The sequence below is a fragment of the Pseudomonas sp. PB3P13 genome, assembly GCF_054897735.1.
Window position 1 is genome coordinate 692,724 of sequence record NZ_CM142702.1, and the last position, 26,993, is coordinate 719,716.

Consider the following 26,993-nt stretch of genomic DNA (forward strand, 5'->3'; position numbering starts at 1 on the left):
GTCCCTTGCAGCTGCTACAAAAGTCCGTGTTGTTTGAGGGCCCACTCGACGTGTTCGCGGACCAATTCTGAGGGATAGTCGCGCCGGGCCTTGAGCGCTTCCAGCACTGGAATGCTCGATGGCGCATTGCCCAGCCCCACCGCCAGATTACGCAGCCAGCGTTCATAACCGGCTCTGCGCAACGGCGAGCCTTCGGTGCTGCTCAAAAACTTTTCTTCATCCCACATGAACAATTGCGCTAACCCGGCATTGTCCAGATTGTGCCGTGGCTTGAAGTCGGTCTCCCCGGTAGGGCGGGCGAAGCGGTTCCACGGGCAAACGATCTGGCAATCGTCGCAGCCAAATACCCGATTGCCGATCAAGGGCCGCAAGTCTTCGGGGATCGCGCTTTTCAGTTCGATGGTCAGGTAGGAAATGCAGCGCCGAGCGTCAAGCACATAGGGGCCAACGAAGGCGTTTGTCGGGCAGATATCCAGGCACGCGGTGCAGCGGCCGCAATGTTCGCTGCTGTGCGGCGGATCCACCGGCAGTGGCAGATCGACGAACAGTTCGGCGAGGAAAAAATAGCTGCCGGCCTTGCGATTCAATACCAAAGTGTTTTTACCAATCCATCCGAGCCCGGCCTGCTCGGCGATGGCTTTTTCCAGTACCGGCGCACTGTCGACAAACGCGCGGTAGCCGAATGGACCGATCACGGCTTGAATCTTCTCTGCCAGTTGTTGCACGCGTTTACGGATCAATTTGTGGTAATCGCGGCCCAAGGCGTAACGCGAGACGTAGGCTTTTTCCGGTTCTGCCAGGCGTTTGGCCATTTCGGTGTCGCCCGGCAGGTAATCCATGCGCAGGGAAACCACGCGCAACGTGCCCGGAACCAGTTCTTCTGGATGCGAACGCTTGGTGCCGTGGGCGCCCATGTAGTCCATTTCGCCGTGGTAGCCGGCATCGAGCCAGCGCTGCAAATGCTGCTCATGCTCGGCGAGGTCGAGGCCGCTGATGCCGACTTGCTGAAAGCCCAGCTCGCGGCCCCAGTCCTTGACGGATTGGGCGAGGGCGGGCAGGTCTGTGGTAATAGCGGGCATGAGGCGAGAGAAACCGGAGCTGAGGTGCGTATAATTCTGCCAGACATCGGAGCCCGAAGACGCATGCCGCACACTAAAGATGATTTACCCGACGCGCTGTACAGTGCCGCGCAAGTCCGCGCCATCGATGCGAGCCTGATCGCGGCCGGCACGCCGGGCTTCGAACTGATGCAGCGTGCCGCGCGCGCGACCTGGCGGGCGCTGGTGCGTCAGTGGCCGACGGCAAACGAATTGAGTGTGGTGACCGGGCATGGCCACAATGCCGGCGATGGTTATCTTGTGGCGCTTTTAGCACAGCGGGCCGGTTGGCACGTGCGGGTGCTGGCGGCGGGTGAGCCGCAGCGTTTGCAAGGTGATGCAGCGCGGGCTCACGCCGAAGCGCTGGCCGAAGGTGTCGTCGTTCAAACGTGGAGTGCGCAGGCCCAATTGCGCGGTATTGTTCTGGACGCGTTGCTGGGCATCGGTGTGAGTGGTGAGGTTCGAGAGCCGTACGCCAGCGTGATCGCAGCGATCAATTCCAGCGGCTTGCCGGTGGCGGCTGTGGATATTCCTTCGGGCCTGTGTGCCGACACCGGTCGCTTGCTCGGTGCAGCGGTTCGGGCTGATTTGACTGTGACGTTTATTGGTCTGAAGGTCGGCCTGTTCACCGGCGATGCGGCGGATGTGACCGGCGAGCTGGTATTCAATGATCTGCAAGCCGAGGCGGAGCATTTGAGCGGGATCGACATCAATGCCCGTCGTCTGACATTCAGCAATCTGCCTCGTCTGGCGGCTCGTGAGGCGACTGCTCATAAAGGTCAATTTGGCCACGTATTGTTGATCGGCGGCGATCGCGGTTTCGGTGGCGCCATCCTGCTGAGCGCGCAAAGTGCCTTGCTCAGTGGCGCCGGCATGGTATCGGTCGCCACTCGCAGTGAACACGTGGCGGCCGCGCTGGCCAGAATTCCCGAAGCCATGGTGCTCGGCACCTCCTCGGCCAATCAGTTGATGGGTTTGCTCGACAAAGTATCCGTATTAGTCGTCGGCCCGGGTCTGGGGCAGGGGGCTTGGGGGCGCAGCCTGTTGTCGGCCGCGGCCAATGCCCCGCTGCCGCAAGTCTGGGATGCCGACGCGCTGAATCTGTTGTCTGAACAGTTCGCTCGCCTGTCCAAGGATTGCGTGATCACCCCGCATCCGGGCGAAGCGTCGCGGTTACTGGGGATATCGACGGCCGAGGTGCAGGCCGACCGCCCGGCTGCGGCCCATGCGCTGAGCAAAAAGTATGCAGCTGTGGTGGTCTTGAAAGGAGCCGGCAGCCTGATTGCCAGTCCCGACGGGCGTCTGGCAGTGTGTCATCAGGGGCATCCCGCCATGGCGACCGCCGGTTTGGGCGATGTCCTCGCCGGGCTGATCGGTGCTCTGCGCGCTCAGGGCATGGCTGCGTTCGAGGCGGCGTGTCTGGGCGTCTGGTTGCATGCCAATGCCGGCGCGCAGCAAGGTAAATCGGGCCGTGGGCTGGCGGCCAGTGATTTGATTCCAGCCATTCGTCAGTTGTTGGAGGAGCAAGCACCGTGTCTGAAGTAATCCTGTATCTGGCCGATGAAGAGGCGATGACCGCGTTTGGCACGCGTATCGCGAAAACCACCGAAGGGCACGGTCTGATTTTTCTTGAAGGGGATCTGGGCGCAGGCAAAACCACGCTGTCGCGGGGCATTATCCGGGGTTTGGGGCATGTGGGCGCGGTAAAAAGTCCGACGTTCACGTTGGTCGAGCCTTACGAAATCGGCGACATCCGCGCCTTCCATTTCGACCTTTATCGACTGGTCGATCCTGAAGAACTCGAGTTCCTGGGCATCCGCGACTACTTTGAAGATGACGCCTTGTGCTTGATCGAATGGCCCCAGAAGGGTGCAGGCTTTTTGCCAAAGCCCGACCTGACCATTACCATTAGCCCGCAAGACAGCGGCCGGTCGCTGAAAATTTTGTCCCAGGGCTCGCGTGGCGAGTCGTGGTGTGCCGCTTTGGCATTGGAATCCAATTAAATGATGGGGTCAGGTATGCGCTTTCGCGCGATGGTAGCTGCCGTAGGGTTGTTGTTTTTGGCGGTGACCGTCGATGCTGTGGCCGAGACGAAGGTCAACAGTGTTCGCTTGTGGCGGGCGCCCGACAACACACGGCTGGTGTTTGACCTGACAGGGCCGGTGCAGCACAGCGTCTTTACCCTGACGTCACCCGATCGGCTGGTCATCGACATCAACGGCGCCAGCCTTGGCGCTCCCCTGAACGTCAACGCCTCGAACACACCCATTACCGCCATGCGCTCGGCGCAGCGTACGCCGACCGACCTGCGCGTGGTCATCGACCTGAAAAAAGCCGTCACGCCGAAAAGCTTCAGCCTGGCGCCGAACGCGCAGTACGGCAATCGCCTGGTGGTCGACCTGTTCGACAATGCCGCCGATGCCGCGCCGATTCCGGTGCCGACCAATGTCGCCAAAGTTGCTCCGGTGCCGGTCACCCCGATTGATCCGCCGGTCAAACTGCCGCCAGCCCCGGCCGGCAAGCGCGATATCGTTGTTGTCATCGATGCCGGTCACGGCGGTGAAGACCCGGGCGCCTCGGGCTCTCGTGGTCAGCGCGAAAAAGACGTGGTGCTGGCGATCGCTCGTGAGCTGCAGCGGCAGGTCAACGGGATTAAAGGCTTCCGCGCCGAACTGACCCGCACCGGCGACTACTTCATCCCCCTGCGCGGCCGTACGGAAATCGCGCGCAAGAAGGGCGCCGATCTGTTCGTCTCGATTCACGCCGATGCGGCGCCTTCAAAGGCAGCCTTCGGGGCATCGGTGTTCGCCTTGTCTGATCGCGGCGCCACTTCGGAAACGGCCCGTTGGCTGGCCGACAGCGAAAACCGTTCCGACCTGATCGGTGGTGCTGGCAACGTCAGCCTCGATGACAAGGACCGTATGCTGGCCGGCGTGTTGCTCGACCTGTCGATGACCGCCTCCCTGACCTCCAGCCTCAACGTCGGCCAGAAAGTCCTGACCAACATCGGTCGGGTTACGCCGTTGCACAAACAGCGCGTGGAACAGGCGGGGTTCATGGTGCTGAAGTCACCGGACATCCCATCGATTCTGGTGGAAACCGGGTTTATCTCCAACGCCAACGAAGCCTCGAAACTGGCAGCCGCGAGCCATCAGCAGGCGCTGGCCCGTTCGATCAGCAGCGGTGTGCGTCAGTTCTTCCAGCAAAATCCGCCACCGGGCACGTATATCGCCTGGTTGCGTGATTCCGGGGGCATTGCCCAAGGCCCGCGCGATCACCGGGTGAATCCGGGCGAGACGCTGGCGATGATTGCCGTGCGCTATCAAGTCTCACCGGCGTCGCTGCGCAGCGCCAATAATCTGAAAAGCGACGACTTGAAAGCTGGTCAGCACCTGACTATTCCCGGCGCCGAGCTGGCGGCCAAAGAATGAATCAAGTGGTCATCAACGGCGCTCGCATAGAGCTGCTCAGCCCGCGACTGGCGAACCAGATCGCGGCGGGCGAGGTGGTCGAACGCCCGGCTTCGGTGATCAAGGAGCTGCTGGAAAACAGCCTCGATTCCGGCGCCAGACGTATCGACGTCGATGTCGAGCAGGGCGGCGTCAAGCTGCTGCGGGTGCGCGACGATGGCAGCGGCATTTCTGCCGATGATTTGCCGCTGGCCCTGGCGCGTCACGCCACCAGCAAGATTCGCAACCTGGAAGACCTTGAGCAGGTCATGAGCCTGGGTTTTCGCGGTGAAGCCCTGGCATCGATCAGCTCTGTCGCACGCCTGACCCTGACCTCGCGCACCCGTGAAGCCGAGCAGGCCTGGCAGGTGGAGACCGAAGGCCGTGACATGGCGCCTCGGGTACAGCCGGCCGCACATCCGGTCGGTACGTCGGTGGAAGTGCGCGATCTGTTCTTCAACACCCCGGCGCGACGCAAGTTTCTCAAGACCGAAAAAACCGAATTCGATCACTTGCAAGAGGTCATCAAACGTCTGGCGCTGGCGCGCTTCGACGTGGCGTTTCACTTGCGTCACAACGGCAAGACCATCCTCAGCCTGCATGAAGCCCACGACGATGCGGCTCGCGCCCGGCGTGTGGCGGCGATTTGCGGTTCAGGGTTTCTCGAGCAGGCGTTGCCGATCGAGATCGAACGCAATGGTCTGCATTTGTGGGGCTGGGTCGGTTTGCCGACGTTCAACCGCAGCCAGGCCGACTTGCAGTATTTCTTTGTTAACGGCCGTGCGGTGCGCGACAAACTTGTCGCCCACGCGGTGCGCCAGGCCTATCGCGATGTGCTGTTCAATGGGCGCCATCCTACGTTCGTGCTGTTTTTCGAAGTGGATCCGGCCGGCGTTGACGTCAACGTGCACCCAACCAAGCACGAAGTGCGCTTCCGTGACGGACGCATGGTTCACGATTTTCTTTACGGGACGTTACACCGCGCCTTGGGCGATGTGCGCCCGGACGATCATCTGGCCGCGCCGATCGCGACGGCCATCGTTCGGCCGACCGGGGCCGAGGCGGGTGAATTTGGTCCGCAAGGCGAAATGCGCCTGGCCGCCAATGCGCTGCTGGAGCATCCTCAGGCTCAACCGTCGTTCAACACGGCGGCAGGCTCGGGTGCCGGCGCCGGTTACCAGTATCAGTACAAGCCGCAGCCGCAATCCGGCGTTCCCGTTGCGGAGGCCCAAGCGGCGTACCGGGAGTTTTTCGCTCCGCTGCCTGAAGCCAACGCCGTAGCGCTGCCGGCCGGGCAAGACGATATTCCGCCGCTGGGTTATGCACTGGCGCAGCTCAAGGGCATCTATATTCTGTCCGAGAACGCTCAGGGCCTGGTGCTGGTGGACATGCACGCCGCCCACGAGCGGATCATGTACGAGCGCCTCAAAATTGCCATGGCCAGCGAAGGTCTGAGCGGTCAGCCGCTGCTGGTACCGGAATCCCTGGCCGTCAGTCAGCGCGAAGCCGATTGCGCCGAAGAAAACATCGCCTGGTTTCAACGCCTGGGTTTCGAGTTGCAGCGGCTCGGCCCCGAGACATTGGCGATTCGCCAGATTCCTGCGTTGCTCAAGCAGGCAGAGGCCAATCGGCTGGTGAGCGACGTTCTGGCAGATTTGATGGAGTACGGCACCAGCGATCGAATTCAGGCTCATCTTAACGAGCTGCTCGGCACCATGGCCTGCCATGGCGCGGTTCGGGCAAATCGGCGACTGGCCTTGCCGGAAATGAACGGTCTGCTGCGCGATATGGAAAATACCGAGCGCAGCGGTCAATGCAACCACGGCCGACCGACATGGACCCAGTTGGGCCTGGACGATCTGGACAAACTGTTCCTGCGCGGTCGTTGATGAGCCAGCTCCCTCCTGCGATTTTCCTGATGGGCCCGACTGCGGCGGGCAAGACCGATCTGGCCATCGAACTGACGAGAGTTCTGCCGTGCGAGTTGATCAGTGTCGACTCGGCACTGGTTTATCGCGACATGGACATCGGCACGGCCAAACCTTCGAAAGAACTTCTGGCCCAATTTCCACATCGCCTGATCGACATTCTGGATCCGGCAGAGAGTTATTCGGCGGCCGATTTCCGTAGAGATGCCCTTCAAGCGATGGCCGAGGTCACCGCGCGCGGCAAGATTCCGCTGTTGGTGGGCGGCACGATGCTCTATTACAAGGCGTTGGTCGAAGGTCTGGCGGACATGCCGGCCGCCGATGCCCAGGTGCGTGCACAGATCGAAGAAGAAGCCGCACGCCATGGCTGGCAAGCCCTGCATGCGCAATTGGCGGCCATCGACCCGGTCTCTGCTGCGCGTATTCATCCCAATGATCCCCAGCGCCTCAGTCGGGCCCTGGAAGTTTATCGCGTGAGTGGTCAGAGCATGACCGAGCTGCGGCGCAGACAAAGTGCGCAAAGTACCGAAGCAGCCGCTTCGGGACTGCAACAATTACCCTATACTGTCGCGAACCTGGCCATTGCTCCGACAGATCGCCAGGTATTGCACGAGCGAATTAAACAAAGATTCACTGTAATGTTGGAACAGGGATTCATTGACGAGGTCGTAGCCCTGCGTGAGCGGAGTGACCTGCATTCAGGGTTGCCGTCTATACGTGCGGTAGGCTACCGACAAGTCTGGGACTACCTGGATGGCAAGCTGACGCAAGCCGAGATGCAGGAGCGTGGAATCATTGCCACGCGCCAATTGGCGAAGCGCCAGTTCACCTGGCTGCGCAGTTGGGCTGACTTGCATTGGCTGGACAGTCTGGATTGCGACAATCTGCCGCGCGCCTTGAAATACCTGGGGACCATCTCCATATTGAGCTGAGTCCTTGCAATTGCCGTCTATCCTTGGGGGTGTGACGGTCACAAGCCATCTGTTTACCTATTTTTTATATTGAATCCTTAAAGGAGTGCGGCACATGTCAAAAGGGCATTCGCTACAAGACCCTTACTTGAATACTTTACGTAAAGAGAAAGTGGGGGTTTCCATCTACCTGGTCAACGGGATCAAACTGCAAGGCACGATCGAGTCCTTCGACCAGTTCGTTATCCTGCTGAAAAACACCGTCAGCCAGATGGTTTACAAACACGCTATCTCTACAGTGGTGCCGGTTCGTCCAATTCGTCTGCCTAGCGCAACCGAATCCGAAGCCGGTGACGCTGAGCCAGGTAACGCCTGATAGGAGTCTCCTTTGTTCTTTGAGCGCCACGGTGGTGGTGAGCGAGTAATCCTCGTTCACTTGGATGGACAGGACCCTGAGGCGCGCGAAGATCCGCAGGAGTTTCAGGAATTGGCTAATTCGGCCGGCGCCGAGACCGTTGCGTTTTTCAACGTGCCGCGTCATCGGCCTACCGCCAAGTTCCTGATCGGCAGCGGCAAGGTCGAGGAATTGCGCGATCTGGTCCATGCCGAAAAGGCAGACCTGGTGATCTTCAATCACGTCCTCACACCCAGTCAGGAACGTAACCTCGAACGTGTTTTCGAGTGTCGCGTGATCGACCGTACCGGTCTGATTCTCGATATTTTTGCCCAGCGCGCCCGTACTCATGAAGGCAAGCTCCAGGTCGAACTGGCCCAGCTTGACCACATGAGCACCCGGCTGGTTCGCGGCTGGACTCACCTTGAGCGTCAAGGTGGCGGTATCGGCATGCGGGGCCCGGGTGAAACCCAACTGGAAACCGACCGCCGTTTGCTGCGGGTTCGCTTGCGACAGATCAAGGCCCGCCTGGAAAAAGTGCGCAGCCAGCGCGAACAATCGCGCCGTGGCCGCACGCGTGCGGATATCCCTACCGTGTCGCTGGTGGGGTATACCAACGCCGGTAAATCCACGCTGTTCAACAACGTGACGAAATCTGACGTGTATGCGGCTGACCAGCTGTTCGCCACGCTGGACCCGACCTTGCGCCGTCTTGAATTAAACGACCTGGGGCCAATTGTCCTGGCCGACACCGTGGGTTTCATTCGTCACTTGCCGCACAAGCTGGTTGAGGCATTTCGATCGACTCTCGAAGAGTCGAGCAACTCCGATCTGCTGCTGCACGTGATCGATGCGGCCGAACCGGATCGCATGTTGCAGATCGAGCAGGTTATGGTGGTGCTGGGTGAGATTGGTGCTCAGGACTTGCCGATCCTTGAGGTCTATAACAAACTCGATTTGCTAGAAGGCGTCGAGCCACAAATCCAGCGCGACGAAAACGGCAAACCCCTTAGGGTGTGGCTGTCGGCGCGTGATGGCAGTGGTCTGGAATTGCTTGAACAAGCCATTTCCGAGTTGCTGGGCAGTGAGTTGTTCATTGGCACCCTGCGCTTGCCACAACGTTTTGCTCGACTGCGTGCGCAGTTTTTCGAGTTGGGTGCGGTACAGAAAGAAGAACACGACGAAGAAGGCATCTGCCTGCTGGCCGTTCGTTTGCCACGCATCGAGTTGAATCGACTGGTGAGCCGCGAGGGATTGCAGCCGATGGAATTCATCGAGCAACACACTTTGCAATAAAAGCCTGAGAAAGCGGTTGTGCCGTGGTGACAGGCATTCTGTAGCATTGGTCGGCGCGCCGTGGGTGCGTCTTTGCTTTATCAGATGGAGAGCGCTATGGCTTGGAATGAGCCGGGTGGCAACTCGAATAATCAGGATCCTTGGGGTGGCAAGCGCCGCAATAACGGCGACCGCAAGGGACCACCGGATCTCGACGAGGCCTTCCGAAAGCTGCAGGAAAGCCTGAACGGGTTGTTCGGTGGTGGTAAGAAACGGGGTGACGATGGCGGTGGTTCGGGCAGGAGTGGCGGCTTCGGCGGTCTGCTCGGCATCGCTCTTGTCGTATTGGCGGCCGTATGGCTGTACAGCGCGGTCTACGTTGTCGACGAGCAGGAGCAAGCCGTCGTGCTGCGCTTCGGTAAGTACTACGAAACGGTTGGCCCGGGTCTGAACATCTATTTCCCGCCGATCGATCGCAAGTACATGGAAAACGTCACGCGTGAGCGGGCCTACACCAAGCAAGGTCAAATGCTGACTGAAGACGAGAACATCGTCGAAGTGCCGCTGACCGTGCAGTACAGAATCAGCAACCTGCAGGACTTTGTGCTGAGCGTTGATCAGCCGGAAATCAGTCTGCAGCACGCGACCGAAAGTGCCTTGCGCCATGTGGTGGGTTCCACCGCCATGGATCAGGTACTGACCGAAGGTCGTGAGTTGATGGCCAGCGAAATCAAGGAGCGTCTGCAACGCTTCATGGATACCTATCGCACCGGTATCACCGTCACCCAGGTCAACGTACAGAGCGCAGCGGCACCGCGTGAAGTGCAGGAAGCCTTCGATGACGTGATTCGCGCCCGTGAAGACGAGCAGCGTTCGCGTAACCAGGCGGAAACCTATGCCAACGGCGTCGTGCCGGAAGCCCGTGGTCAGGCCCAGCGCATCCTCGAGGATGCCAACGGTTATCGCGATGAAACCGTCTCGCGTGCCAAGGGTGAAGCCGATCGCTTTACCAAACTGGTGAGCGAGTATCGCAAGGCCCCTGAAGTCACCCGCGAGCGTCTGTATCTGGACACCATGCAGGAAGTCTTCAGCAACACCAGCAAGGTTCTCGTGACCGGCAACAAGAATGGCCAGAACAATCTGCTGTACTTGCCGCTGGACAAGATGGTCGAAAGTGGTCGCAACACCACTGCTCCCGTGAGCGGTGCGGCAGCCACCAGCAATGAAGCGAATGCACGTGCCGCAGCTGATCTGCAACAACAGCCGGCACGTACCAGGGAGAGTCGCTGATGAGCAATAAATCGCTGATCACTCTAATTGTTGTCGTCGTTCTGGCGATTGCAGCCTGGAATTGCTTCTACATCGTGGCTCAGACCGAGCGTGCGGTGCTGCTGCAATTTGGTCGCGTGGTTCAGGCCGACGTTCAGCCGGGCCTGCATGTGAAAGTGCCTTACGTTAACCAGGTGCGTAAATTCGACGCACGCCTGATGACGCTGGATGCACCGACGCAACGCTTCCTGACGCTGGAAAAGAAAGCCGTCATGGTCGATGCCTACGCCAAATGGCGCGTGAAGGACGCAGAGCGTTACTACACTGCGACATCCGGTCTGAAGCAGATCGCCGATGAGCGTCTGTCGCGTCGTCTGGAATCGGGTCTTCGTGACCAGTTCGGTAAGCGCACGCTGCACGAAGTGGTGTCCGGTGAGCGTGATGCGCTGATGACCGATATTACGGCTTCACTGAACAAGATGGCGGAAAAAGAGCTGGGCATCGAAGTGGTTGATGTTCGGGTCAAAGCCATCGATCTGCCAAAGGAAGTGAACCGTAGCGTGTTCGAGCGCATGAGCTCCGAGCGTGAGCGTGAAGCTCGTGAGCACCGCGCCAAGGGTAACGAGCTGGCGGAAGGCATTCGTGCCGACGCCGATCGTCAACGCCGCGTGCTGCTGGCTGAAGCCTATCGTGAATCCGAAGAGGTTCGCGGTGACGGTGATGCCCAGGCTGCTGCGATCTACTCCAACGCATACGGTCAGGATCAGGAGTTCTATGGTTTCTACCGTAGTCTGCGCGCCTACCGTGAAAGCTTCGCGAACAAATCCGACGTCATGGTCCTTGACCCAAGCAGCGACTTCTTCCGTTACCTGGAAAAAGCCAAACCTTGATAATCCTGTGACCTGAAATGTCCCCCGCCTGGCGGCTAAAACCTCGGGCGGGGTGATCCTTTGGGAAAACGGGTGTATGATGCGGCAGCCGGGAAATTCCCGGCTTTTTTGCGTCTGCATGTTTGATTGCTGTACATGCAGGCGACCGGGTTGAATGACTCGACAGGTTTTTCGAGGAAAGTGGTTGGCGAAGCCGATTCAGGTTTTTTGCCGCGTTGTTCATGCGCGTGGTTTGCTCATGGGCCGATCATTTTCTGCTTCACTCAAGGCTCGCCCAAAGGCTTGCTGCCCGGATCATAGGGGAATGGCGTAATGGCAACGGTAGACCGCTGGCTGCTGCCAGATGGCATCGAAGAAGTGCTGCCACCGGAAGCGGCGCGTATTGAAGTAGCGCGCCGCCAGGTGTTGGATCTGTTCCAGAGCTGGGGTTACGAGTTTGTCGTGACTCCCCATATCGAGTACCTCGAATCCCTGCTGACCGGCGCGGGCTCGGACCTCGATTTGCGTACTTTCAAGGTCATCGACCCGCAATCAGGCCGGCAGATGGGCTTCCGTGCCGACATCACGCCGCAGGTGGCGCGCATCGATGCGCACACTCTGCGTCGCGAAGGCCCGAGTCGCCTGTGCTACGCCGGCAGTGTGCTGCACGCTCAGCCGCGCGCCTTGTCGTCCTCGCGCAGCCCGATTCAGTTGGGTGCCGAGTTGTATGGTGATGCGAGCCCGAGCAGCGACGTGGAAGTCATCAGCTTGATGCTGGCCATGCTGCAACTGGCCGATGTGCCTGATGTGCACATGGACCTCGGCCATGTCGGCATTTATCGCGGCCTGGCCCGCGCCGCCGGTTTGTCCGGTGAAGTCGAGCAGCAGTTGTTCGACGCATTGCAACGCAAGGCCATCGACGAGGTCATTACCTTGACCGAAGGCCTACCTGCCGATCTGTCGGGCATGCTGCGGGCGTTGGTCGATCTGTGTGGCGGTCGTGAGGTACTGGCCGCGGCGCGTGATCGTCTGGCCGATGCGCCGGCACCTGTGCTGGCAGCCCTGGACGATTTGCTGGCGATTGCCGAGCGTTTGTCCGTGCGTTTTCCGGAGCTGTCGCTGTATTTCGATCTGGGCGAGCTGCGCGGCTACCACTATCACACCGGTGTAGTGTTTGCCGTGTTCGTGCCGGGTGTTGGCCAGTCCATCGCTCAGGGCGGTCGTTACGACGACATCGGCGCCGACTTCGGTCGCGCGCGGCCGGCAACCGGTTTTTCCACCGATTTGAAAACCCTGGTGACCCTGGGGCGTGCTGATATCGAGCTACCGTCTGGCGGTATCTGGGTGCCGGACAGTACGGATGCAACACTCTGGCAGCAGGTTTGCCAGTTGCGCAGTGAGGGTCAGCGTGTGGTTCAGGCCTTGCCTGGACAACCTTTGGCCGCCGCCCGTGAAGCGGACTGCGACCGGCAATTGATTCAGCAGAACGGGCTGTGGCAAGTCTCGCCACTGGCTTCTTGAGTTTTCCTGTCGGCCCGTGGCCGGCACCAAGTTTGCGCGAATGAGGACAAGTGTTATGGGTAAGAATGTCGTAGTCCTGGGCACCCAATGGGGTGATGAGGGCAAAGGCAAGATCGTTGATCTGCTGACCGAACATGCTGCCGCCGTAGTGCGCTACCAGGGTGGCCACAACGCGGGTCACACGCTGGTGATCGACGGCGAAAAAACCGTTTTGCACCTGATCCCCTCGGGCGTGCTGCGCGAAGGCGTGCAGTGCCTGATCGGTAACGGCGTGGTGGTTGCACCCGACGCGCTGCTGCGGGAAATCATCAAGCTGGAGGAGAAAGGCGTACCGGTGCGCGAGCGTCTGCGCATCAGCCCGTCCTGCCCGCTGATCCTGTCCTTCCACGTTGCGCTGGACCAAGCCCGTGAAAAGGCCCGTGGCGAGCTGAAGATCGGTACCACCGGTCGCGGCATCGGCCCGGCCTACGAAGACAAGGTTGCGCGTCGTGGCTTGCGTGTTGGCGACCTGCTCAACATGCCTCGGTTTGAAGACAAGCTGCGTGAACTGGTGGATTACCACAACTTCATGCTGGTGGGTTATTACAAAGAGCCAGCCATTGAATTCGACAAGACCCTGGCTGAATGTAAAGCATACGCCGAGCTGCTCAAGCCGCTGATGCTGGACGTGACGGCCGAGTTGCACGACCTGCGTCGCGCCGGCAAAGACATCATGTTCGAAGGCGCCCAGGGCTCGTTGCTCGACATCGACCACGGTACTTATCCGTACGTGACCAGCTCCAACACCACTGCGGGTGGCGTTGCTACCGGTTCGGGCGTTGGCCCCATGTTCCTGGACTACATCCTGGGCATCACCAAGGCTTACACCACTCGCGTAGGTTCGGGTCCTTTTCCGACTGAGCTGTTTGACGACGTAGGCGCGCACCTGGCCAAGCAAGGTCACGAGTTCGGCGCGACGACCGGCCGTGCCCGTCGTTGCGGCTGGTTCGACGCCGTTATCCTGCGTCGCGCTATCGATGTGAACAGCATCTCGGGCATCTGCCTGACCAAGCTGGATGTACTCGACGGTCTGGAAACCATCAACATCTGCATCGGCTATAAAGATGCAGAAGGTAATGATGTTGCCCCGACTGACGCCGACAGCTACGCCGGTCTGCAACCTGTGTATGAAGAAGTGCCGGGCTGGACCGAGTCGACCGTGGGTGCCAAAACCCTGGAAGAGCTGCCAGCCAACGCGCGTGCCTACATCAAGCGTGTTGAAGAGCTGATCGGTGCGCCGATCGACATTATTTCGACGGGCCCCGATCGCAACGAAACCATCGTTCTGCGGCACCCGTTCGCTTAATAAGCTGTTGATGTAAAAGACAAAGGGCCCTTGATTGGGCCCTTTGTCGTATCTGCCCTCCGGACGGCATGACCTTTGCTGTGATGTTGAATAAAAGCATCGCTACCAGCGTGCCATCAATTTAATGGCGCCAAAGCCGAGGGATTCCACGTGTCAGCCGTTCTCTCATTGTTACAAAGCCGTTTGTTGCGACCTGTGTTCGTTACGCTTGGTATCGCTCTTTTGGTGCAGGTGCTGGTGGCGGTCGCTCTGACCCGGAGCACGGTGACTGCACTGGAAGCCGATCTGGGTGTGCGACTGGGTGCCGACAGTCAAAAGCTGTCCGGGGAACTGGAACAGGCTGGGCGCGAAGTGACCTCGAGCCTGGACGCACTCTCGACCAACACCCGCCAGCGTCTGACTGCCGGGTTGTCCTCGCGTTTGAAGGACGAGCAGGCGCAACTGCGGGCGACGCTGGAAAAGGACCTGAAGGATTCCGCCAACGATATGGCGCAGCTGCTGGCCTCGGTCGCGCCTCGTGCCATGTGGGACAGCGACGTGCCCACCCTGTCCGAATTCGCCCGCAGGGCGCAGCGTAATCCCAACGTGTTATTCGTGGTCTACGACGACGCGACCGGACAGCATTTGACCCGTTATCTGAACCGGGAAAACCCGATCAACAAGGCGCTTCTGGAAAAAGGCCAGGGTGAGCGAGCGCTGGACAAAGTCCTCGACGCGGCGAAAAACGATCCATCGGTTTATTACCTTGAAGCGTCGATCAACCCTAACGGCGTGGAAATCGGCAAGGTCTTGATGGGGGTCTCCACGGCTTCCGTCGAGACCGATCTGGCGGCGCTGGACAAGCGTTTCTCGGCGTTGATCGCCAGCAGCGATCAGCTGGTCGGGGACAGCCTCAAGGGAGCTGCCGCTGACAGCGCCACCGCGATGCGCGCGCGTCTGACATCGGCGCAAGCCACCGCCTCCCAAATGCAAGTCAATACCACCGACACCGTTCAGGAAGCGGCAACAACCTTGCGCTGGCGTATCGGCATGGGCCTGGCGCTGGTCGGTTTGGGCGTGTTGCTGTTGCTGGCCGTGGTGCTCGGCCGTCGCGTGGTCAATCGTCTGAAAATGCTGATCGCTGCAATGGACGATCTGGCCGCTGGCGAAGGCGACTTGACCAAGCGCGTACAGATCAACAGCAAGGATGAAATCGGTGACATGGCGTCGGCGGTCAATCGCTTTGTGGACAAGTTGCAGCCGATCGTGCGCGAGGCGGGCGATGTGGCTCAGCGTACCGGCGTTGAAATCGGTGCCATGACGTTGCGCAATGCTGGAGCCGATGCGGCGGCCGGCATGCAGCGCGACGAAGTGGCGGAAAGTCTGCGCGCCCTGTCGCAGATGGCGGATGAAGCCCAGTCTGAAAGTCACGCCATGCAGGCAGCCTTGCAGCAGGTCGTGGACATTCGCTCGGCCACAGATGAAAACACCCGGACGTCGGCGAAGGTCGGCAGTTTGATTGAGGCATTGGCCGGGCAGGTCGATACCGGGGCGAAAGTCATCGAGCGGCTCGCGCAGCAAAGTGAACAGATTGAAGTGGTGTTGACGGTGATTCACGGAATCGCCGAGCAAACCAACTTGCTGGCGCTGAACGCCGCCATCGAAGCGGCGCGTGCCGGCGAGACCGGTCGTGGATTCGCTGTGGTAGCGGATGAGGTGCGGGCGTTGGCAAGCAAGACGCAAAGCTCCACCGGCGACATTCAGGCGCACATTGTCGCGTTGCAACAAGGGGCGCGGGAAGCGGTGGCGGCAATTGGACAGGCCGGGCGTCAGGCCAGCGAAGGGCTGCTTGTTTTGCGTGACAGTGCGCGGTTGCAGCAGTCGGTGCAGGTGTCGGTCGAGCAGGTGCATGCGGCGATTGGTCTGGCGACGCAGGCCGCGGCGCATCAGGCGCAAGGTGCGCAGGCGGTGCGCGGTCGGGTCGAGACGATTCATGCCCAGGCCGAGAAGGCGGCTCAGGCGGTGGTGGAAACCACGGCCAGTGGCAAAGTGCTGGATGGTTTGGCGGCGCAGTTAAAGGCGAGTCTGGGGCAGTTCAGGGCTTAAGATCAAAAGATCGCAGCCTGCGATCTTTTATCAGCGGCTCAGATACATCCGCGTCGTCAGTAGATAAACCGGCAACCCCGACACCAATATCAACAACGCCGCATAGGGCGCCGCCGCCGCAAACTCGACATTCGCGGTATGCGCCCACACCTCTGTCGCCAGCGTGTTCAGCCCGGTCGGACTCAGCAGCAGCGTCGCCGTCAGCTCCTTCATCGCATCCAGAAACACCAGTGCAAATGCCGCACCCAGTGCCGGGAAAATAATCGGCAACGTCACCCGGCAGAACGCGGTGAAAGACGATGCGCCCAGCGTGCGGGCCGCTTCTTCGAGCTGCGGCGTCGCCTTGTTCAGCGCCGTGCGGACAGGGGCCTGAGCCAGCGGTAAAAACAACAATGCATAGGCAATCAACAACAAGGCCGAAGTCTGGTACAGCACCGGCACATAGTGCAGGGCGAAATACACCAACGTCAGCGCAATTACCAGCCCGGGCAGCGCATGCAGCAGATACGGCAAGCGCTCGGCCCAGATCGCCAATCGCCCTTTGTAGCGCACCACCAGTAATCCGACCGGTACAGCGAGCACCAGACACAGCGCCGCGCCGCCCAGCGACAATGCCAGAGACGACAGCAGCGCTTCGCTGATCGCCGCCACCGGAAACGCCGCGGACGAACCGACCGCCAGCCAATACGCCAACATCCCCAGCGGCACACCGCTGCCAATGATGGCGAGCACCAGGCAGTAAAGCTGCGCGGCGGCAGCCCAAGGCCCCAGTTGCACTTGCGCCGCACGCCGTGCCGCGCCTTGGCCGGTGCGCACATGTCGGCCCTTGCCGCGAAGCCGCAATTCAAACCACAGCAGCATCAGGCACAGCGCCAAGAGCACCGCCGACAACATCGCCGCATTGGCGTTGCTGAATTCCAGTTCGAACTGTTGATAAATTGCCGTCGTGAAGGTTTGCAGGCCAATGATCGACAATGCGCCGAATTCCACCAGCATGTGCAGCGCAATCAGCAGTGAACCTGCCAGCAACGACGGCCAGAGCAGTGGCAGGGTGACGCGGAAAAACACGCCGACACGATTATGCCCCAGCGTGCGGGCCGACTCTTCCAGCGAAGGATCAAGATTGCGCAGGGTCGCCGCGACCGGCAGAAAAATCAGCGGGTACTTGGACAGGGTCATCACCAGGATCGCCCCTCCCAGGCCCTCGAAGTTCGCGCTCAGGGATACCCAGGTAAAACTGCTGACAAATGCCGGGACCGCAAACGGCAGGCAAAGAATCACGCCCCAGATCCGCCGACCCGGTAAGTTGCTGCGCTCCAGCAACCAGGCCAGCGACAGACCGATCACGCCGCAGGCGACGGTTACGCCGATCATCAACGCCAGCGTATTGCGCAACAAACCGAACACATACGGTCGCCACAACAGATGCACGGCTTCAGCCCAGCCTGCTTGCCAGGTTTTCAGTCCGACGTAGGCGAGCGGCAACAGGCTGAGCATGACCAGCAACAAAACCGGCAGCACCAGCCAAATGGAGGGCCGCTTGGGCCGTGGCACTTCACTCCCGCGCGTGGCGGGGGCGGACAACGATACGCTCATCAGTTCAAGCCAACGTCACGTTCCAGGTCCAGGGCTTCTTCGGCGTTGCCGAGGTCTGCCGGAGTGACTTTCGGCGCTTGGAGCTCGCTGAACGGCTTGAGGCCGCGATCCGATTCCATGCCTTTGTGCAGCGGGTATTCGGCGGTGGTCTGGGTGATCACGCGCTGACCTTCTTCGCTGGCCATGTAGGCAAGAAACTGCTGGGCTTCTTTAGGGTGCTTGCTGGATTTCAGCACGGCTGCGCTGGAGACAGTGATCAATCCGCCGACGTCACCGCCGGTGAAGTAGTGCAGTTTCGAATCGAGCTGACCTTTTTCGCGCTGCAGGGCAAACCAGTAGTAGTTGTTCACCAGCACGGTCGCGACTTCGCCGTTTTCCACAGCCTTGAGGGCAACCATGTTGTTGCTGTAAGTCTTGCCGAACGCGCGCAGGCCGGTCAGCCATTCTTCAGCAGCGTCTCTGCCGTGCACTTTGATGATTGCCACGGCCTGTTCCTGAAACGCGCCGCTGGTGGGCACGAAGCCAACCTTGCCTTGCCATTTAGGGTCGGAGAATTCCATCACCGATGTTGGCAGATCTTTTTCGTCGATCAGATTTGGATTAAACGCAACCACGCGAACGCGCGCGGTGATACCGATCCAGGTGCCATTGCCGGCAACGTAGTCCTTTGGCAGGACGGCGAGGGTGGCGGCATCGGTCTGGGCCAGCAGGCCTTGTTCGCCGAGCTTGTTCAAGGGAGGCGATTCTTCGGTGTAGATAACGTCGGCGGGGGAGCGATCACCTTCTTCGACGACTTGGCTGGCGAGCTGGTTGCTGCTGCCTTTTCGCACGTTGACGTGAATGCCGGTCTTGGCTTCGAACGCCTTGGCGACGGCGTCGCCGACTTCCTTGTGTTGACCGTTATAGAGTGTCAGCGAAACCGGATCGGCCGCCTGGGTAAGGGGGGAAGCGATGGCCAGGCCGAGCAGGGTAATGCTCAGGCCGCGGCGCAGGGTATTTCGAAACATCATTCGCAGGGTTCCTCACTTGTCACATTGCAATACTTTGAAACAATCATAAACGATATTGTTTCTCAAGTGCGCTTTGCGAGGCTGGGGAGTGTCGCTGCGAGGTTGACGCTGAACCCTGTGGCGAGGGCACTTGCTGTGGTGAGGGGGCTTGCTGGCGAGGGAGCTTGCTGTGGCGAGTAGGGCTTGCTGTGGCGAGGGGGCTTGCTGTGGTGAGGGGGCTTGCTGTGGTGAGGGGGCTTGCCCCCGTTGGGTCGCGAAGCGACCCTCGTCCAGGTGGGTGCCCGCATTTCAGGACGGCGACTGCTTCGCAGCCGAACGGGGGCGAGCCCCCTCGCCACAAAAGCCTTTTTCTACAGGAAATGGGTGGCTTAAGGATTTCTGAACGCCAGAAACACAAAAACCCGCTTTCGCGGGTTTTCGGGAAACTCAAGATCGGAATCTTGAATTTGAATTGGTGCCCAGAAGAAGACTCGAACTTCCACGACCTTGCGGTCACCAGCACCTGAAGCTGGCGTGTCTACCAATTTCACCATCTGGGCATTTATCGCAAGCGTTGCCGCTGTTGATGTGGCGCACTATACGGAGCGCATTTTGATCTGTAAACCCCTGATTTGGTTTTAATAAATCAGCAGCCGGGAATGCAAAAAACCCGCTTTCGCGGGTTTTTGTATGAGTCTTGAAATTGATCTAATCTCAAGCTCGAAATTGGTGCCCAGAAGAAGACTCGAACTTCCACGACCTTGCGGTCACCAGCACCTGAAGCTGGCGTGTCTACCAATTTCACCATCTGGGCAGTATCGGCAACGCGTCTGCGTCGTCAATGGCGCGCACTATACGGAGCGTCATTTTAACTGTAAACCCCCGGCATCAAAAAAACCTTGAAATTTTTACCAGTGGTCTTTAAATCAGCATCCGGGCGTCGATAAAGGGCTTTAGATGGGCTGTCACCGCCTGAAATTTCCCGTTTCATTACGCCTATGCCAAACTAACCCGCATATAGACAAGGTGAAAACTCTCTAATGGCCGATTGGCAGTCCCTCGATCCCGAGGCCGCTCGTGAAGCGGAAAAATACGAAAACCCTATTCCTAGCCGCGAACTGATCCTTCAGCACCTTGCTGATCGGGGTTCGCCTGCTAACCGCGAGCAGCTGGTCGAAGAGTTTGGTCTGACCACGGAAGACCAGATCGAAGCCTTGCGCCGCCGTCTGCGCGCCATGGAGCGCGACGCTCAACTCATCTATACCCGTCGTGGCACGTACGCGCCGGTGGACAAGCTTGACTTGATCCTGGGCCGCATCAGCGGGCACCGCGACGGCTTCGGCTTCCTGGTGCCGGACGACGGCAGCGACGATCTGTTCATGAGCCCGGCGCAGATGCGTCTTGTATTCGATGGCGACCGCGCCCTGGCCCGTGTTTCCGGTCTGGACCGTCGCGGTCGTCGCGAGGGCATGATCGTCGAAGTCGTGACCCGCGCTCACGAAACCATCGTCGGTCGCTATTTCGAAGAGGGCGGGATCGGCTTCGTGGTGGCGGACAATCCGAAAATCCAGCAGGAAGTGCTGGTGACACCGGGTCGCAACGCCAACGCCAAGATCGGTCAGTTTGTCGAAGTGAAGATCACTCACTGGCCGACCCCACGCTTCCAGCCGCAAGGCGACGTGGTTGAAGTTGTGGGCAACTACATGGCGCCGGGCATGGAAATCGATGTCGCCCTGCGCGCATACGATATTCCGCACGTATGGCCTGAAGCGGTCTTGAAAGAAGCTGCCAAGCTCAAGCCGGAAGTCGAAGAAAAGGACAAAGAGAAGCGCATCGATTTGCGCCATCTGCCGTTCGTGACGATCGACGGTGAAGATGCGCGCGACTTCGATGACGCGGTCTACTGCGAAGCCAAACCAGGCAAGCTGCGCCTGTTCTCCGGCGGCTGGAAGTTGTACGTGGCGATTGCTGACGTTTCCAGCTACGTGAAAATCGGTTCTGCGCTGGATAACGAATCCCAGGTTCGCGGCAACTCCGTGTACTTCCCGGAACGCGTGGTGCCGATGCTGCCTGAGCAGCTCTCCAATGGCCTGTGCTCGTTGAACCCGCATGTCGATCGCCTGGCGATGGTGTGCGAGATGACCATCTCGAAAACCGGCGAGATGACGGATTACTGCTTCTACGAAGCGGTGATCCACTCCCACGCGCGCCTGACCTACAACAAGGTCAGCGCGATGCTGGAGACGCCCAAACTCACCGAAGCACGTCAGCTTCGCGGCGAGTACAACGACGTTCTGCCGCACCTCAAGCAACTTTACGCGCTGTACAAAGTGCTGCTGGGCGCGCGTCACGTGCGTGGCGCGATTGATTTCGAAACGCAGGAAACCCGGATCATCTTCGGCACCGAGCGCAAGATTGCCGAAATCCGTCCGACCGTTCGTAACGATGCTCACAAACTCATCGAGGAATGCATGCTGGCGGCCAACGTGGCCACCGCTGAATTCCTCAAGAAACACGAAATTCCCGCGTTGTATCGCGTTCACAACGGCCCGCCGCCGGAGCGTCTGGAAAAATTGCGCGCGTTCCTCGGCGAGCTTGGCCTGTCCCTGCACAAAGGCAAGGATGGCCCGTCGCCGAAGGATTACCAGGCATTGCTGGCCAGCATCAAGGACCGTCCGGATTTCCATCTGATCCAGACCGTCATGCTGCGTTCGTTGAGTCAGGCGGTGTACAGCGCTGATAACCAGGGCCACTTCGGCCTGAATTACGAAGCCTATACCCACTTTACATCGCCTATCCGTCGCTACCCGGACTTGCTCACGCATCGTGCGATCCGCAGCGTCATCCACTCGAAAATGGACACCCCGCACGTTCGCCGTGCCGGCGCGATGACCATTCCGAAAGCGCGCATCTATCCCTACGATGAGGCGGCCCTGGAGCAGCTCGGCGAACAGTGCTCGATGAGCGAGCGCCGTGCCGACGAAGCGACCCGCGATGTCGTTAACTGGCTCAAGTGCGAATTCATGAAAGACCGCGTGGGTGAGTCGTTCCCGGGCGTGATCACCGCCGTGACCGGTTTTGGCCTGTTCGTCGAGCTGACCGATATCTACGTCGAGGGCCTGGTGCACGTCACCGCGCTGCCGGGCGATTACTACCACTTCGATCCTGTGCATCACCGCCTCGCCGGTGAGCGTACCGGTCGCAGCTTCCGCCTTGGCGACACCGTTGAAGTACGCGTGATGCGCGTCGACCTGGACGAGCGCAAGATCGACTTCGAGATGGCGGAAAAAACCATCAGCGCGCCCATTGGCCGCAAAAAGCGTGGAACCGAAAAAACCGAGCCTGCCGGCAAATCCGCGGGCAAGACCGCCGCAGAGCCGGCCACTGCAAAGAGCGGTCGTCGTCCTGCCAAGGAGAAGGCTGTCGAGGCCTATCGCCCAAGCGATGCGGCCGCCAAAAACGCCGAGCTGCGCAAGAGCCGTGAATTGAAACAGGCTTTATTGTCTGAAGCGAAAAGCGGTGGTAAAGCGGCGTCTGAGGGAAAGACCGGACGGTCGGCGCCTGACAAGGCTTCCGGCAGCAAGCCAAGCAAACACCGTAAAGGCCCGCCAAAAGCGGGTTCGGCTCCAGCCAAGAGCGGTGGGGCACGTAAACCTAAGGCTAAATCATGAGTCTGGAAAAAATCTACGGCGTGCATGCGGTAGAAGCGTTGTTGCGTCACCACCCGAAACGCGTCAAGCAGATCTGGCTGGCCGAAGGTCGCAGTGATCCGCGCGTTCAGACGTTGATCGAGCTGGCAAGCCAAAACCGTGTTGCCGTCGGCAATGCCGAACGTCGTGAACTCGACGCGTGGGTTGAGGGCGTGCACCAAGGCGTGGTTGCGGACGTGAGTCCAAGCCAGGTCTGGGGCGAAGCGATGCTCGACGAGCTGCTCGATCGCACCGAAGGCGCACCGCTGCTGCTGGTGCTCGATGGCGTGACCGATCCGCACAACCTGGGCGCTTGCCTGCGCTCGGCCGATGCGGCCGGTGCGTTGGCGGTGATCGTGCCGAAGGACAAGTCGGCCACGCTGACGCCGACGGTACGGAAAGTCGCTTGTGGCGCGGCAGAAGTGATTCCGTTGGTCGCCGTGACCAACCTGGCGCGGACCCTTGAAAAACTCAAGCAACGTGGTTTGTGGGTCGTCGGTACGGCTGGTGAGGCCGAGCAGAGCTTGTACCAGCAAGACATGACCGGCCCAACTATCTTGATCATGGGCGCTGAGGGCAGTGGCATGCGCCGTCTGACCCGCGATCTTTGCGACTATCTGGTGCATTTGCCGATGACGGGCAGCGTCAGCAGCCTCAATGTTTCCGTGGCGACTGGCGTGTGCCTGTTCGAAGCCCAGCGCCAGCGCGGTGTCAAGGCAAGCGCTTCGCGCAAGTCGTAAACGTCTAGCTGTAAGCTTCAAGCCAAAGCGGATTGCTTGGGCTTGAAGCTTGAAGCTTGAAGCTGCTGTTCAAATAATCACCAATTGCCTTGCGCCTCTTCTGCCCCTTCTCTACAATTGCGCCCCTTGCTGTGACGGCAGGCACGCATGTGTCCATCGTCAGCAAGTCCATTAGTGTCATTCACTCCTTGTCTGACCGCTGTTGAGCGGCAGGCTACAACCCGTAAGGAGCATTCATGCGTCATTACGAAATCATCTTTTTGGTCCACCCGGATCAAAGCGAGCAAGTCGGCGGCATGGTTGAGCGTTACACCAAGCTGATCGAAGAAGACGGCGGCAAAATCCACCGTCTGGAAGATTGGGGCCGTCGTCAACTGGCCTACGCAATCAACAATGTTCACAAGGCTCACTACGTGATGCTGAACGTTGAGTGCACTGGCAAGGCTCTGGCCGAGCTGGAAGACAACTTCCGCTACAACGATGCAGTGATCCGTAACCTGGTCATCCGTCGCGAAGAAGCCGTTACCGGCCAATCCGAGATGCTCAAGGCTGAAGAAAACCGCAGTGAGCGCCGTGAGCGTCGCGACCGTCCTGAGCACGAAGGCGCTGATAGCGCTGATGGTGATGACAGCGACAACAGCGATAACGCTGACGAGTAATCCACGGACCTTTTGAGGAGCCTATTACATGGCACGTTTCTTCCGTCGTCGTAAATTCTGCCGCTTCACCGCTGAAGACGTGAAGGAGATCGATTACAAAGATCTCAACACTCTGAAAGCTTATGTATCCGAGACCGGCAAAATCGTTCCAAGCCGCATCACCGGTACCAAAGCTCGTTATCAGCGTCAGCTGGCCACCGCTATCAAGCGCGCCCGCTTCCTGGCCCTGCTGGCCTACACCGACAGCCACGGCCGCTGAGACCGGGCAGTCGACACGTAGCAAAGGATTGAATGCATGCGAGCCATAGCTGAGTTCATCATGCGCGGCCGCATGCAGGCCACTCTTGTAGTGGCTGGATGCGCGGCATTGCCGTTGTTGTATTGGTTGGGTGCTGCCGCGGGATGCTTTGTGCTCCTGCGGCGCGGATTGAAGGACGCCACAAGCGTTCTTGCTCTGGGACTGCTGCCGGCCCTGGTCTGGTGGCTTTACGCCGATGACCCACGCTCACTTCTGGTGATGCTGGGGTCTTGGAGCCTTGCGTTGGTTTTGCGCGCAAGCGAATCCTGGAACCGCGTGCTGCTGGTCAGCATAGCGATGGGAGTGGTGTTTTCGGTGGTGCTGGGGACGGTTTTCGCTCCCCAAATCGAGTTGCTGGCGCAGGCTTTGATCAAAGTCATGCCGTCGCTGCTCGGTGATGTCTACCAGAAGTTGTCGGTAGACGAGCAAGCGCATTTTGCGTCCCTGATTGCACCGGTCCTGACCGGCCTGATTGCGGCCTTGTTGCAAATCGTCAGTGTGCTGAGCCTGATTGTCGGGCGCTACTGGCAGGCGTTGTTGTACAACCCGGGCGGTTTTGGTCGCGAGTTTCGCGCCATCCGCTTTCCGCTTCTACCAGCGATGTTGCTGCTGGCGTGCATGCTTCTGGGGCCGAATATCGGTCCGCAGATGGCCATGTTGACGCCGTTGTGCAGCGTGCCGCTGGTGATTGCCGGGCTGGCCCTGATTCACGGGCTGGTGGCGCAGAAGCGACTGGCCAGGTTCTGGTTGGTGGGGTTGTACGTCACGCTGTTGCTGTTCATGCAGCTGATCTATCCGTTGCTGGTGGTCTTGGCCATCGTCGACAGCCTGATTGATTTTCGCGGTCGTTCGGCACCGAAAGATGCCGATAGCGCGAACGGTGAAGGTTAAAAGTTAAGAGGATTTTCACATGCAACTGATCCTTCTGGAAAAAGTCACCAACCTGGGCAACCTGGGTGACAAAGTAAACGTTAAGGCCGGTTACGGTCGTAACTACCTGCTGCCTTATGGCAAAGCTACCGCTGCGACCGCTGCCAACCTGGCTGCGTTCGAAGAGCGTCGCGCTGAGCTGGAAAAAGCCGCAGCAGACCGCAAGACCTCGGCTGAAAGCCGTGCCGCCCAACTGGCTGAGCTGGAGGTGACTATCACTGCCACCGCTGGCGACGAAGGCAAGCTGTTCGGTTCGATCGGTACTCACGACATCGCTGACGCACTGACCGCCTCCGGCGTTGAAGTGCAGAAGAGCGAAGTTCGTCTGCCGAACGGCACCATCCGCAACGTAGGTGAATTCGACGTAGCCGTGCACCTGCACGCCGAAGTTGAAGCCACCGTACGCGTTGTCGTGGTAGCAGCTTAAGCAGCACTTGTCGGCTGGCACCCTCGGGTGCTTGTCGGTAACATCGGGCACGATCCTGTTTACAGGTCGTGCCCTTTGTCTTTCTGTAACCCCTGCTTTTCACAACCAACATTCAAGTGGCCATGAACGATATCTCCGCTCCCGAGCAATACGATCTGCAAACCGCTGCCCTGAAGGTGCCGCCGCATTCCATCGAGGCCGAACAGGCCGTGCTCGGTGGTCTGATGCTGGACAACAACGCCTGGGAACGCGTGCTCGATCAAGTCTCTGACGGCGATTTCTATCGACATGACCACCGCCTGATTTTCCGCGCGATCGCCAAGCTCGCCGACCAGAATTCACCAATCGACGTGGTGACCCTGGCCGAGCAACTGGACAAGGAAGGTCAGACCTCGCAAGTCGGCGGCCTCGGTTACCTCGGTGAGCTGGCGAAGAACACGCCATCGGTCGCCAACATCAAGGCCTATGCCCAGATCGTTCGCGCCCGGGCAACGTTGCGCCAGTTGATCGGCATCGCCACCGAAATCGCCGACAGCGCCTTCAACCCGGAAGGCCGCACTGCGGAAGAGATTCTCGACGAAGCCGAACGCCAGATCTTCCAGATTGCCGAGGCCCGGCCGAAAACCGGCGGCCCGGTGAGCGTGAACGATCTGTTGACCAAAGCGATCGACCGCATCGACACCTTGTTCAACACCGACAACGCCATCACCGGCCTGTCCACCGGTTACACCGACCTCGATGAAAAAACCAGCGGCTTGCAGCCGTCTGACCTGATCATCGTCGCCGGCCGTCCATCCATGGGTAAAACCACCTTCGCGATGAACCTGGTGGAGAACGCCGTATTACGCAGCGACAAGTGTGTACTGGTTTACTCGCTGGAGATGCCAGGCGAATCGCTGATCATGCGTATGTTGTCGTCCCTTGGCCGGATCGATCAGACCAAGGTTCGTGCCGGTCGCCTGGACGATGACGATTGGCCGCGCCTGACCTCGGCGGTCAACCTGCTTAATGATCGCAAGCTGTTCATTGATGACACGGCAGGTATCAGCCCGTCGGAAATGCGCGCGCGAACCCGGCGTCTGGTGCGTGAGCATGGCGATGTCGCGCTGATCATGATCGACTACCTGCAGCTAATGCAGATCCCCGGCTCTGGGGGCGATAACCGGACCAACGAGATTTCCGAGATCTCGCGCTCCCTCAAAGCCTTGGCCAAGGAGTTCAATTGCCCCGTAGTGGCATTGTCCCAGCTCAACCGATCCCTTGAACAACGGCCGAACAAACGCCCAATCAACTCCGACCTCCGGGAATCCGGAGCGATCGAGCAGGATGCTGACGTGATCATGTTTGTGTACCGGGATGAGGTCTACCATCCCGAAACCGAGCACAAAGGCATCGCTGAGATCATCATCGGCAAGCAGCGGAACGGACCCATCGGCACCTCTCGGCTGGCGTTCATCGGCAAGTACACGCGCTTCGAAAACCTCGCACCGGGTAGTTACAACTTCGACGACGAGTAACGGCA

Annotated in this window: 22 protein-coding genes and 2 tRNA genes; 19 read left to right on the top strand and 5 right to left on the bottom strand. The window is 59.6% G+C overall.

The window, feature by feature from the left end; genetic code table 11:
- Window positions 1-14: 14 nt before the first annotated feature.
- Window positions 15-1,079 (bottom strand): tRNA epoxyqueuosine(34) reductase QueG, encoded by a 1,065-nt coding sequence (gene queG / locus ACYZT1_RS03155; protein WP_462017634.1) that lies wholly within the window; start codon window positions 1,077-1,079, stop codon window positions 15-17.
- Window positions 1,080-1,142: 63 nt separating this feature from the next.
- On the opposite strand from queG, the gene ACYZT1_RS03160 reads away from it, so the two are divergent.
- From ACYZT1_RS03160 to ACYZT1_RS03215, 12 genes are all read left to right on the top strand, one after another.
- A complete protein-coding gene (locus ACYZT1_RS03160; protein ID WP_462017635.1) occupies window positions 1,143-2,642 on the top strand; it encodes an NAD(P)H-hydrate dehydratase in 1,500 nt (499 codons plus the stop codon).
- A complete protein-coding gene (tsaE, locus tag ACYZT1_RS03165) occupies window positions 2,630-3,100 on the top strand; it encodes a tRNA (adenosine(37)-N6)-threonylcarbamoyltransferase complex ATPase subunit type 1 TsaE (protein ID WP_462017636.1) in 471 nt (156 codons plus the stop codon). Before ACYZT1_RS03160 ends, tsaE begins: the two co-directional genes overlap by 13 nt.
- Complete coding sequence (locus ACYZT1_RS03170) at window positions 3,101-4,528, top strand: N-acetylmuramoyl-L-alanine amidase (RefSeq protein ID WP_462017637.1); 1,428 nt, start codon at window positions 3,101-3,103, stop codon at window positions 4,526-4,528. It abuts the gene before it with no gap.
- Window positions 4,525-6,435 carry a DNA mismatch repair endonuclease MutL gene (mutL, locus tag ACYZT1_RS03175; protein ID WP_462017638.1) on the top strand — a complete coding sequence of 637 codons (1,911 nt, stop codon included), beginning with the start codon at window positions 4,525-4,527 and terminating at the stop codon, window positions 6,433-6,435. Before ACYZT1_RS03170 ends, mutL begins: the two co-directional genes overlap by 4 nt.
- On the top strand, window positions 6,435-7,406 hold the full coding sequence (gene miaA, locus ACYZT1_RS03180) for a tRNA (adenosine(37)-N6)-dimethylallyltransferase MiaA (protein WP_462017639.1): 972 nt from the start codon (window positions 6,435-6,437) through the stop codon (window positions 7,404-7,406). The genes mutL and miaA overlap by 1 nt, the downstream gene beginning before the upstream one ends.
- Window positions 7,407-7,500: 94 nt before the next feature.
- A complete protein-coding gene (hfq, locus tag ACYZT1_RS03185) occupies window positions 7,501-7,761 on the top strand; it encodes an RNA chaperone Hfq (protein WP_007902656.1) in 261 nt (86 codons plus the stop codon).
- Between the two features lie 12 nt (window positions 7,762-7,773).
- Complete coding sequence (gene hflX / locus ACYZT1_RS03190) at window positions 7,774-9,075, top strand: ribosome rescue GTPase HflX (RefSeq protein WP_462017640.1); 1,302 nt, start codon at window positions 7,774-7,776, stop codon at window positions 9,073-9,075.
- Window positions 9,076-9,171: 96 nt separating this feature from the next.
- Window positions 9,172-10,344: an FtsH protease activity modulator HflK gene (hflK, locus tag ACYZT1_RS03195; RefSeq protein ID WP_462017641.1), complete on the top strand. Its 1,173-nt coding sequence runs from the start codon at window positions 9,172-9,174 to the stop codon at window positions 10,342-10,344.
- Entirely contained in the window at window positions 10,344-11,213 is an 870-nt protein-coding gene (hflC, locus tag ACYZT1_RS03200; protein WP_462017642.1) for a protease modulator HflC, read from the top strand. The genes hflK and hflC overlap by 1 nt, the downstream gene beginning before the upstream one ends.
- Before the next feature lie 312 nt (window positions 11,214-11,525).
- Window positions 11,526-12,713, top strand: a complete 1,188-nt coding sequence (locus ACYZT1_RS03205) for an ATP phosphoribosyltransferase regulatory subunit (RefSeq protein ID WP_462017643.1) — start codon at window positions 11,526-11,528, stop codon at window positions 12,711-12,713.
- A 55-nt stretch (window positions 12,714-12,768) separates the two neighbouring features.
- Window positions 12,769-14,058, top strand: coding sequence for an adenylosuccinate synthase (locus ACYZT1_RS03210; protein WP_462017644.1), 1,290 nt, complete (start codon window positions 12,769-12,771; stop codon window positions 14,056-14,058).
- Between the two features lie 150 nt (window positions 14,059-14,208).
- Window positions 14,209-16,143: a methyl-accepting chemotaxis protein gene (locus ACYZT1_RS03215; RefSeq protein ID WP_462017645.1), complete on the top strand. Its 1,935-nt coding sequence runs from the start codon at window positions 14,209-14,211 to the stop codon at window positions 16,141-16,143.
- A gap of 30 nt (window positions 16,144-16,173) precedes the next feature.
- On the opposite strand, the gene ACYZT1_RS03220 is transcribed toward ACYZT1_RS03215, so the two are convergent.
- The 4 genes from ACYZT1_RS03220 to ACYZT1_RS03235 form a co-directional block, all read right to left on the bottom strand.
- Complete coding sequence (locus ACYZT1_RS03220) at window positions 16,174-17,739, bottom strand: ABC transporter permease (protein WP_462017646.1); 1,566 nt, start codon at window positions 17,737-17,739, stop codon at window positions 16,174-16,176.
- On the bottom strand, window positions 17,739-18,749 hold the full coding sequence (locus ACYZT1_RS03225) for an extracellular solute-binding protein (RefSeq protein WP_462017647.1): 1,011 nt from the start codon (window positions 18,747-18,749) through the stop codon (window positions 17,739-17,741). Before ACYZT1_RS03225 ends, ACYZT1_RS03220 begins: the two co-directional genes overlap by 1 nt.
- A 452-nt stretch (window positions 18,750-19,201) precedes the next feature.
- Window positions 19,202-19,288: transfer RNA gene (locus ACYZT1_RS03230), tRNA-Leu, on the bottom strand.
- Between the two features lie 167 nt (window positions 19,289-19,455).
- A tRNA-Leu gene (locus tag ACYZT1_RS03235) sits at window positions 19,456-19,542 on the bottom strand.
- A gap of 226 nt (window positions 19,543-19,768) precedes the next feature.
- Between ACYZT1_RS03235 and rnr the strand changes: the two genes are divergently transcribed.
- The 7 genes from rnr (at window position 19,769) to dnaB (ending at window position 26,988) form a co-directional block, all read left to right on the top strand.
- The gene (gene rnr, locus ACYZT1_RS03240) at window positions 19,769-22,399 is read left to right on the top strand and encodes a ribonuclease R (RefSeq protein ID WP_462017648.1); all 2,631 of its coding nucleotides are present in this window, start codon (window positions 19,769-19,771) and stop codon (window positions 22,397-22,399) included.
- Window positions 22,396-23,157, top strand: a complete 762-nt coding sequence (rlmB, locus tag ACYZT1_RS03245; protein ID WP_462017649.1) for a 23S rRNA (guanosine(2251)-2'-O)-methyltransferase RlmB — start codon at window positions 22,396-22,398, stop codon at window positions 23,155-23,157. Before rnr ends, rlmB begins: the two co-directional genes overlap by 4 nt.
- A 236-nt stretch (window positions 23,158-23,393) precedes the next feature.
- A complete protein-coding gene (rpsF, locus tag ACYZT1_RS03250; protein WP_462017650.1) occupies window positions 23,394-23,816 on the top strand; it encodes a 30S ribosomal protein S6 in 423 nt (140 codons plus the stop codon).
- Window positions 23,817-23,844: 28 nt separating this feature from the next.
- A complete protein-coding gene (gene rpsR / locus ACYZT1_RS03255) occupies window positions 23,845-24,075 on the top strand; it encodes a 30S ribosomal protein S18 (RefSeq protein ID WP_002551829.1) in 231 nt (76 codons plus the stop codon).
- 36 nt (window positions 24,076-24,111) lie between these two features.
- On the top strand, window positions 24,112-25,005 hold the full coding sequence (locus tag ACYZT1_RS03260; protein WP_462017651.1) for a hypothetical protein: 894 nt from the start codon (window positions 24,112-24,114) through the stop codon (window positions 25,003-25,005).
- Window positions 25,006-25,024: 19 nt separating this feature from the next.
- Window positions 25,025-25,471 carry a 50S ribosomal protein L9 gene (gene rplI, locus ACYZT1_RS03265; protein WP_150580985.1) on the top strand — a complete coding sequence of 149 codons (447 nt, stop codon included), beginning with the start codon at window positions 25,025-25,027 and terminating at the stop codon, window positions 25,469-25,471.
- A gap of 122 nt (window positions 25,472-25,593) precedes the next feature.
- Complete coding sequence (gene dnaB, locus ACYZT1_RS03270) at window positions 25,594-26,988, top strand: replicative DNA helicase (RefSeq protein ID WP_109627711.1); 1,395 nt, start codon at window positions 25,594-25,596, stop codon at window positions 26,986-26,988.
- Window positions 26,989-26,993 lie beyond the last annotated feature (5 nt).

What these genes read in the sequence shown, in the direction of transcription:
- queG (WP_462017634.1), bottom strand. Translation starts at nt 1,079, where the DNA reads ATGCCCGCTATTACCACAGACCTGCCCGCCCTCGCCCAATCCGTCAAG.
- ACYZT1_RS03160 (WP_462017635.1), top strand. Translation starts at nt 1,143, where the DNA reads ATGCCGCACACTAAAGATGATTTACCCGACGCGCTGTACAGTGCCGCG.
- ACYZT1_RS03170 (WP_462017637.1), top strand. Translation starts at nt 3,101, where the DNA reads ATGATGGGGTCAGGTATGCGCTTTCGCGCGATGGTAGCTGCCGTAGGG.
- mutL (WP_462017638.1), top strand. Translation starts at nt 4,525, where the DNA reads ATGAATCAAGTGGTCATCAACGGCGCTCGCATAGAGCTGCTCAGCCCG.
- miaA (WP_462017639.1), top strand. Translation starts at nt 6,435, where the DNA reads ATGAGCCAGCTCCCTCCTGCGATTTTCCTGATGGGCCCGACTGCGGCG.
- hfq (WP_007902656.1), top strand. Translation starts at nt 7,501, where the DNA reads ATGTCAAAAGGGCATTCGCTACAAGACCCTTACTTGAATACTTTACGT.
- hflK (WP_462017641.1), top strand. Translation starts at nt 9,172, where the DNA reads ATGGCTTGGAATGAGCCGGGTGGCAACTCGAATAATCAGGATCCTTGG.
- hflC (WP_462017642.1), top strand. Translation starts at nt 10,344, where the DNA reads ATGAGCAATAAATCGCTGATCACTCTAATTGTTGTCGTCGTTCTGGCG.
- ACYZT1_RS03205 (WP_462017643.1), top strand. Translation starts at nt 11,526, where the DNA reads ATGGCAACGGTAGACCGCTGGCTGCTGCCAGATGGCATCGAAGAAGTG.
- ACYZT1_RS03210 (WP_462017644.1), top strand. Translation starts at nt 12,769, where the DNA reads ATGGGTAAGAATGTCGTAGTCCTGGGCACCCAATGGGGTGATGAGGGC.
- ACYZT1_RS03220 (WP_462017646.1), bottom strand. Translation starts at nt 17,739, where the DNA reads ATGAGCGTATCGTTGTCCGCCCCCGCCACGCGCGGGAGTGAAGTGCCA.
- ACYZT1_RS03225 (WP_462017647.1), bottom strand. Translation starts at nt 18,749, where the DNA reads ATGATGTTTCGAAATACCCTGCGCCGCGGCCTGAGCATTACCCTGCTC.
- rnr (WP_462017648.1), top strand. Translation starts at nt 19,769, where the DNA reads ATGGCCGATTGGCAGTCCCTCGATCCCGAGGCCGCTCGTGAAGCGGAA.
- rlmB (WP_462017649.1), top strand. Translation starts at nt 22,396, where the DNA reads ATGAGTCTGGAAAAAATCTACGGCGTGCATGCGGTAGAAGCGTTGTTG.
- rpsF (WP_462017650.1), top strand. Translation starts at nt 23,394, where the DNA reads ATGCGTCATTACGAAATCATCTTTTTGGTCCACCCGGATCAAAGCGAG.
- rpsR (WP_002551829.1), top strand. Translation starts at nt 23,845, where the DNA reads ATGGCACGTTTCTTCCGTCGTCGTAAATTCTGCCGCTTCACCGCTGAA.
- ACYZT1_RS03260 (WP_462017651.1), top strand. Translation starts at nt 24,112, where the DNA reads ATGCGAGCCATAGCTGAGTTCATCATGCGCGGCCGCATGCAGGCCACT.
- rplI (WP_150580985.1), top strand. Translation starts at nt 25,025, where the DNA reads ATGCAACTGATCCTTCTGGAAAAAGTCACCAACCTGGGCAACCTGGGT.
- dnaB (WP_109627711.1), top strand. Translation starts at nt 25,594, where the DNA reads ATGAACGATATCTCCGCTCCCGAGCAATACGATCTGCAAACCGCTGCC.